Source organism: Pantoea eucrina (assembly GCF_002095385.1).
Taxonomy (GTDB): Bacteria; Pseudomonadota; Gammaproteobacteria; order Enterobacterales; family Enterobacteriaceae; genus Pantoea; species Pantoea eucrina.
On sequence record NZ_MIPP01000041.1, the window covers coordinates 22,879 to 29,440 of the forward strand.

General features: G+C 57.3%; 7 protein-coding genes. 4 read left to right on the forward strand and 3 right to left on the reverse strand.

Features of this window, described 5'->3' with window-relative positions:
• Nucleotides 1-2 precede the first annotated feature (2 nt).
• Nucleotides 3-1,037, reverse strand: coding sequence for an NAD(P)-dependent alcohol dehydrogenase (locus HA43_RS15385; RefSeq protein WP_094112060.1), 1,035 nt, complete (start codon nt 1,035-1,037; stop codon nt 3-5).
• Nucleotides 1,038-1,249: 212 nt separating this feature from the next.
• Between HA43_RS15385 and HA43_RS15390 the strand changes: the two genes are divergently transcribed.
• On the forward strand, nt 1,250-1,792 hold the full coding sequence (locus tag HA43_RS15390; protein ID WP_094112061.1) for a D-lyxose/D-mannose family sugar isomerase: 543 nt from the start codon (nt 1,250-1,252) through the stop codon (nt 1,790-1,792).
• Between the two features lie 82 nt (nt 1,793-1,874).
• Nucleotides 1,875-2,876 (forward strand): LacI family DNA-binding transcriptional regulator, encoded by a 1,002-nt coding sequence (locus tag HA43_RS15395; protein ID WP_039379376.1) that lies wholly within the window; start codon nt 1,875-1,877, stop codon nt 2,874-2,876.
• 11 nt (nt 2,877-2,887) lie between these two features.
• Here the strand turns inward: HA43_RS15395 and HA43_RS15400 are convergent, their stop codons facing one another.
• Nucleotides 2,888-3,760 carry a helix-turn-helix domain-containing protein gene (locus HA43_RS15400; protein WP_039385598.1) on the reverse strand — a complete coding sequence of 291 codons (873 nt, stop codon included), beginning with the start codon at nt 3,758-3,760 and terminating at the stop codon, nt 2,888-2,890.
• 182 nt (nt 3,761-3,942) lie between these two features.
• Between HA43_RS15400 and HA43_RS15405 the strand changes: the two genes are divergently transcribed.
• Nucleotides 3,943-4,842: a DMT family transporter gene (locus HA43_RS15405; RefSeq protein WP_094112062.1), complete on the forward strand. Its 900-nt coding sequence runs from the start codon at nt 3,943-3,945 to the stop codon at nt 4,840-4,842.
• Nucleotides 4,843-4,879: 37 nt separating this feature from the next.
• Here the strand turns inward: HA43_RS15405 and HA43_RS15410 are convergent, their stop codons facing one another.
• Complete coding sequence (locus HA43_RS15410; protein ID WP_094112063.1) at nt 4,880-5,119, reverse strand: hypothetical protein; 240 nt, start codon at nt 5,117-5,119, stop codon at nt 4,880-4,882.
• Between the two features lie 257 nt (nt 5,120-5,376).
• On the opposite strand from HA43_RS15410, the gene HA43_RS15415 reads away from it, so the two are divergent.
• Nucleotides 5,377-6,562, forward strand: a 1,186-nt coding sequence (locus tag HA43_RS15415) for an L-lactate MFS transporter (RefSeq protein ID WP_094112064.1), incomplete at its 3' end; no start/stop codon positions are given.

Genomic DNA, 6,562 nt, shown 5'->3' on the forward strand with positions numbered 1-6,562 from the left:
CGTCACTCCATCTCCAGCATGATTTTGATATCCGCCGCATGGCCCGCGGCTGCGCGGTCAAACGCTTCAACGCTGTCGGCGAATTTATAGGTGTGGCTGATCAGCGGCTCTACCCGCAGCTTGCCGCTGCTTAACAGGCGCAGCGTGCGGGGATACATATTGGCGTAGCGAAAAATCGTTTTGAAGGTCAGCTCTTTGGCCTGTGCCGCAACAATATCCATTGGCGCGGCGTCCACCGGCATGCCCACCAGAATGACGGTAGCACCCGGCGCCGCGTGTTCCGCCAGCGTGGCAATAGCAGGTTTGGCTCCGCTGCACTCAAACACCACATCCGCGCCGTTACCGCTGGTCAGTTCTGAGACTTTACCGGCCAGATCGCCGGTTTTGATGTTAACGGCGTGCAGCCCTTCATACGCTGCCGCCACGGCAAGCTTTTCATCAAACATGTCGCAGATGATGACATCGGAACAGCCGCCTGCCAGCGCCGCCAGCGCCGTGACCACGCCGATCGGACCGGCCCCCAGCACCAGGCCGATATCGCCAGGTTTGATGCCGGCTTTGGTCGCGGCCTGCATCGCCACCGCCAGCGGCTCCACCATGGCCCCTTCGCGGAAGCTGACATTTTCCGGCAGCTTAAACGTGAACGCCGCAGGATGAATGACCGTTTCACGCAGGCAGCCATGTACCGGCGGCGTTGCCCAGAAGCGCACGGCGGGATCGAGATTGTAGAGACCGGCGCGCGACTGATCGGAGTGCATATCCGGGATCCCTGGCTCCATACAGACGCGATCGCCCGCCTTCAGGTGCGTCACGTTTTTACCGCTCTCCAGCACAATGCCAGCGGCTTCATGACCCAGCACCATCGGTGCCTCCACCACAAACGGACCAATCCGGCCATGTTTGTAGTAGTGAACATCGCTGCCGCAAATCCCTACCGAGTGAATTTTAATTTTGACATCGTTATCACCCAGCACTTCATCAAATTCCCGATCTTCAATCGCAATGTGGCCTGCCTGAGTCAGAACTAACGCTTTCATTTACGCCCCCGGATTCATTTTAATGGTATCGATATCATTTAAATGCGGCGATACTGACCTAAAAAAAACGTGAAAACTGTGATGCAAGCTGAATAATATCGATCTGCAGCAGCGCAATTTAGCCCTGTTGCAGCGAATTGCGGATCGGGATCACAGAAGATCACAAGCGGAACACGCTTTAATGGTATCGATATCATTACAGGAGAAACCGTATGACCGATTATCCGCAGGCGATTCAGCGCACCCTGACCTTTTTAGAGCAGGCGAATATTGTTCTCACCCCTGCAGAGCAGAAGAAGATTGAGATTGCTACTTTCGGCCTGGACGATTACCCCGCCTCAGGTTTGCAGCTGTTAACCTATATCAACGAACCGCGCTATTGCGCTAAAGAACTGGTGCTGTTTCCCCGCCAGACCTGTCCTGAACATCGGCATCCGCCGTTTAACGGCACGCCAGGCAAGCAGGAAACCTTTCGCTGCCGCTGGGGCGAGGTCTATCTGTTTGTCGATGATGAACAGCTTACGCCAAACGATGCGACCGGCACTCCGCGCTGTCAGGTGCCTGCCGGCAGTGAAACCGCCTATACCTGCAGCCGCTATATCCTGCTGCGTCCGGGCGAACAGTACACCATTAAACCCGATACGCGACACTGGTTTCAGGCGGGCGAACACGGGGCCGTTATCTCTGAATTTTCGTCAGAAAGTCGCGACGATCTGGATATTTTCACCGACCCGCGCGTCAGGCGACTCGCCTAGCGCAGCGAGATCGCTTAACGCGGTACGATCTGCCATGATTGACTCATGATACAAAATGACAGGGTTGATTAAGGAGCCAGACTTGGCAGCAGGACGGGGACGCAAGGCAACGCTGGCAAGCGTTGCTGCCCAGGCAAACGTAAGCAAAATTACCGCCTCGCGCGCTTTTTCACAGCCGGAGAAAGTGCATCCGGAGACGCTGCAGCGCATTCACGCTACCGCAGAGCAGTTGGGCTATGTGATGAATACGGCTGCGCGCAGCCTGCGGGCGAAAAGCAGTAAAACCATCGGGATCGTCAACCCCGATATGGCAAACCCCTTCTTTGGCGGCCTGACGCGTCTGATGACGCTGGAGGCGAACAAGCTGGGCTACGATACGCTGGTTTTTGACTCCTGTGAGTCGCAGGAGAATGAGAACCGTATTATCGATAAGCTGATTGGGTATAACGTTGATGCCATTATTCTGTCGGTGATCTCCAACGATCTCCACTATCACCCGGCCTATATGAGACGGCTGGAGACGCTGAATATACCGGTGGTGCTGGTCGACCGCGAGCTGCAGGTTTCCCACTGCAGCGGCGTCTATATTGATAACCTCGACTGCGGCCTGCAGACCGGTCGCTGGCTGGCGGAACAGGGGGCGCAGCGTATTGTCGTGGTCTCCGGCCCGGAAAAGTCGAACGTTGCGCGTGAGCGCGTGCTCGGCCTGCAGGCCGCGCTGCAGGGAAAAGCTGCCTCGCTTGAGGTGCTCTATGCCGACTTTTTTATGGATGCGGCCTGGCAGGAGACCCGGCGCTGGCTGAAACAGCACCCCGCCCCTGATTACTTCGTGGGGTGTAACAATCAGATCTCACTCGGCATTATCAAAGCCTGTATCGAACACAAACTCAGTCTGCAGCAGCAGGTAAAGCTGTTCAGCATTGATGAGGTCACGCAGGCGGATATTTATGGCTTTCACTTTCCCTGCATCGCGCACGATCTGCAGAGCATCGCCTGGCAGGCGCTGAATCTGGCGCTCCGGCGTATTAACGAAAGCGACAGCAAGCCGGGCAAAGTTATCGTGCGGGGTGAAGTGCTTCCCTGACGACGCGCTTTTTACCGGCTAAAGTCCTGCCGCCACGCGGAGGGCGCCACGCCGTGCAGCTGGCGGAACCGGTTACTGAAATGGCTGGCGGAGTGAAAACCGCAGCGCAGTGCAATCTCCGTTAGCGGCAGGGTGCTGTGCATCAGTAGCTCTTTCGCCACCGCCATACGGCGCTGCATCACATATTGGTGCGGCGCGCTGCCGGTGCTGCTGCGAAACATACGCGCAAAATGATATTCGCTGAGCGCAGCTTCTGCGGCCAGCCGCGCCAGCGTCAGCGGCTGATCGAGCTGCGCATCAATCAGGGCAATGATCCGGCGCAGCACGGCGGGTGCCAGGCCGCCCCGCACGGCGGGCAGCTGCCACTGCACATCGCTGTAGCGATGCAGCAGATGCGTCAGCAGCAGCGTCGATGCGCTGCTCAGCATCAGCTGATTGGCGGGCTGCTGCCAGCTGACGCTGAGCAAAAAATGGCGATAGAGCTGCGTAATGCGATCGTCATCAGCAAAAATCTTCTCCTGCAGATTCAGACTGGCTGGCGTGCGATCCCAGATCTGTTCGCCAAGCTGGCGTAAATGGGTATCGGTGCAGTAGAGGTGCACGAATGCGAGGTCGGCTCGCAGATCCCAGGTGGACTCCATACCGGACGGCATCAGGCAGAAACGATCCGGGGCGCCACCGTTGCGCCACCCGTGCGCGGTTTTATGCCAGGTATCATACCCCTCTTCGATATAGAGGCTCAGGGTATGGTGATCGCTGTGGTTGGTTACGCGGTCGCCGCTATTAAACCAGGCTGCCAGCCGGATCCCGCCTGAAAGCGGTACGCTATCACGCAGCTGAGCCTTTCGGTTTTTTAGCATAGTAAAGGTCTGGTAATCGGACATTGCGCACATCACATCGGCAGCGGTTAACCAGCAGTTTACCCGTCCGGACGATGGAAAACAGCGCGGCAGTCGGTGTGAGAATGAAAAAAGCGCAAGTTTTTGCAAGTGCTGCGCAATCGGGTGCAAGCGCCCGCCCGCGCCTGCGCGGATACTGTCGTCCTGTCTCTGCCGGAGTATTAACGATGAATGTAGTGCTGTATCTGAGCGTGGTGCTGATCTGGGGCACCACCTGGCTGGCGATCTTTCTGCAGCAGGACGCAGCCTCCACGCCGGTCTATGTGGCTGTTTTCTGGCGCTTTCTCTTCGCCTCGCTGCTGATGCTGGCGCTGCTGACGCTGTGCCGCCGTCTGCGATCGCTGGACAGGCGCGATCATCTGTTTTGTCTGCTGCAGGGAGGCTGTGTTTTTGGCTTCAACTTTGTCTGCTTTTATCATGCAGCAGCCTGGATCAGCACCGGTCTGGAGTCGGTGATTTTTTCCATGGCGGTGATCTTTAACGCGCTCAACGGCTGGCTCTTTTTTGGCCAGCGTCCGCCGCTGCGCCTGGTGCCTGCCGCGCTGCTCGGTATGGGCGGTATCGTCGCGCTCTTCTGGAGCGATATTCGCGCGGCGCATCCTTCGCCGCAGCTGTTATGGGGCGCGGGCCTGAGTGCGCTGGGCACCTTTGGCTTTTCGCTGGGTAATATGATTTCAGCCCGGCATCAGCGCCGCCAGCGCGATATTCTCACCACTAACAGTTACGCCATGCTCTACGGCGCGCTGATCATGGCGGTAATGGCATGGCTTAACGGTGATGCGCTGCAGCTGCCGCGCAATCTGCAGTGGCTGGGCGCGATGAGTTATCTGGCGCTGTTTGGTTCTGTGATTGGATTTGGCGCTTACTTCACGCTGGTGGGTCGCATCGGTGCCAGTCAGGCGGCCTACAGTACGCTACTTTTTCCGCTGGTTGCGCTGACGCTCTCGACAATTTATGAAGGCTATCAGTGGCACGCTAATGCCGTGGCGGGACTGACGCTGATTTTGCTGGGCAACCTGGTGATGTTTATGCGCTGGCCGGTGCGCCGCGCACTGCGGCTGGCCTGACAGCAGAAGCGGGCGTGCAGCCCGCTCTGCTCATCCTCTAACGCCAGCCACCTGCGCCGGACTGAAGCTGCTGCGGCTGATTAAGGGCTTTTCTGGCGATCCAGTAAAGCATTACCCGCTCATCATCCCTGTCACGATCGGCCATAGCCAGCAGCTTTAACGACAGCGTGGCTTTGTTGACAGGCTGATGTTCATCGCTCAATTCGATCACCGCCTGACCGATAAGACAGCAGACTTCATCTCCACTGGATACGGATTCATATGCTCGGTCTTCCATATTTCCTCCCGTTGGTTGAAATATAAGCCTGGCAAACATCCCGGACTCTGCAGCAAAATCGCCTCGCTTAACATACCTGGTTACATATGCTCATCGCAGGACATACCGGGACGTGAATTGTCACGCTGCTGCCATTCATACCGGAAAAACGGCATTTCATTCTGTTTCTCTGACCGCTGAAGCGGGATCCGGCCGCGGCTACGCGCGTGCGCGCTAAGCTGCCAGCAGACTCCATATTCCCGGACGGGAGAATCACCATGACCACAGCCTCAACGGCGCACTACCAGCGTACCCGCATACTGACTCTGATCGGCACTGTCATTACCCAGCTTGCGCTGGGGTCAGTGTATACCTGGAGCCTCTTTAACGGCGCGCTGGCGCATAAACTGCACGAATCAGTCAGTCAGGTTGCTTTCTCCTTTGGGTTGCTCAGCCTGGGGCTGGCTATCGCCTCCTCGCTGGCAGGCAAGCTGCAGGAGCGTTTTGGCGTGCGTAATGTGACTATCGGAGCCGGCATCCTGATGGCAGCCGGATTCTGGCTGACCGCGCAGGCTGATAACCTGATGATGCTTTATCTGAGCGCCGGTATTCTGGTGGGCCTGGCAGATGGTGCGGGCTACCTGATGACGCTATCCAACTGTGTAAAGTGGTTTCCTGAGCGCAAAGGCCTTATCTCCGCCTGTTCAATCGGCGCCTACGGTCTGGGGAGTCTCGGCTTCAAATTTATCTGCGGCACCCTGCTGGATGCTGTTGGCCTGGAGAACACCTTCATGATCTGGGGCGTGCTGGCGATGAGCATGATGTTCTGCGGCGCGCTGCTGATGCGCGATGCGCCGGTGCGCGCTGCCAGCAACAATCCACAGCATGCCGGACGCGACTTTACGCTGGCACAGGCGGTTCGCCTGCCGCAATACTGGATGCTGGCGCTGATGTTCCTCACCGCCTGTATGAGCGGCCTGTATGTGATCGGCGTAGCGAAAGATATTGGCGAAGGAATGGTGCACCTTACGCCGCAGATAGCCGCCAGTGCCGTAACGGTTATCGCCATTGCCAACCTTAGCGGCCGGTTAACGCTGGGGGTACTGTCAGACAAAATGGCCCGTATCCGGGTGATCTCACTGGCGCAATGTATTGCGCTCGCGGGCATGAGTATTTTGCTGTTTACCCGTATGAATGAAACCACTTTTTTTGTCTCGCTGGCCTGCGTAGCCTTTAGCTTCGGTGGCACAATCACCGTTTTCCCGGCGCTGATCAGCGACTTCTTTGGCCTGAACAATCTGACAAAAAATTACGGGCTGATCTACCTCGGGTTTGGTATTGGCAGCGTGCTCGGCTCGCTGGTCGCCTCCCTGTTCGGTGGCTTTACCGTTACCTTTAGTCTGATCATGACGCTGCTGGTTATTTCGCTGCTGCTTTCACTGAGCGTTCGTCAGCCGCGCCGTC

Coding starts and splice junctions, on each gene's coding strand:
- HA43_RS15385 (WP_094112060.1), bottom strand. CDS start 1,037: ATGAAAGCGTTAGTTCTGACTCAGGCAGGCCACATTGCGATTGAAGAT.
- HA43_RS15390 (WP_094112061.1), top strand. CDS start 1,250: ATGACCGATTATCCGCAGGCGATTCAGCGCACCCTGACCTTTTTAGAG.
- HA43_RS15400 (WP_039385598.1), bottom strand. CDS start 3,760: ATGTCCGATTACCAGACCTTTACTATGCTAAAAAACCGAAAGGCTCAG.
- HA43_RS15405 (WP_094112062.1), top strand. CDS start 3,943: ATGAATGTAGTGCTGTATCTGAGCGTGGTGCTGATCTGGGGCACCACC.
- HA43_RS15410 (WP_094112063.1), bottom strand. CDS start 5,119: ATGGAAGACCGAGCATATGAATCCGTATCCAGTGGAGATGAAGTCTGC.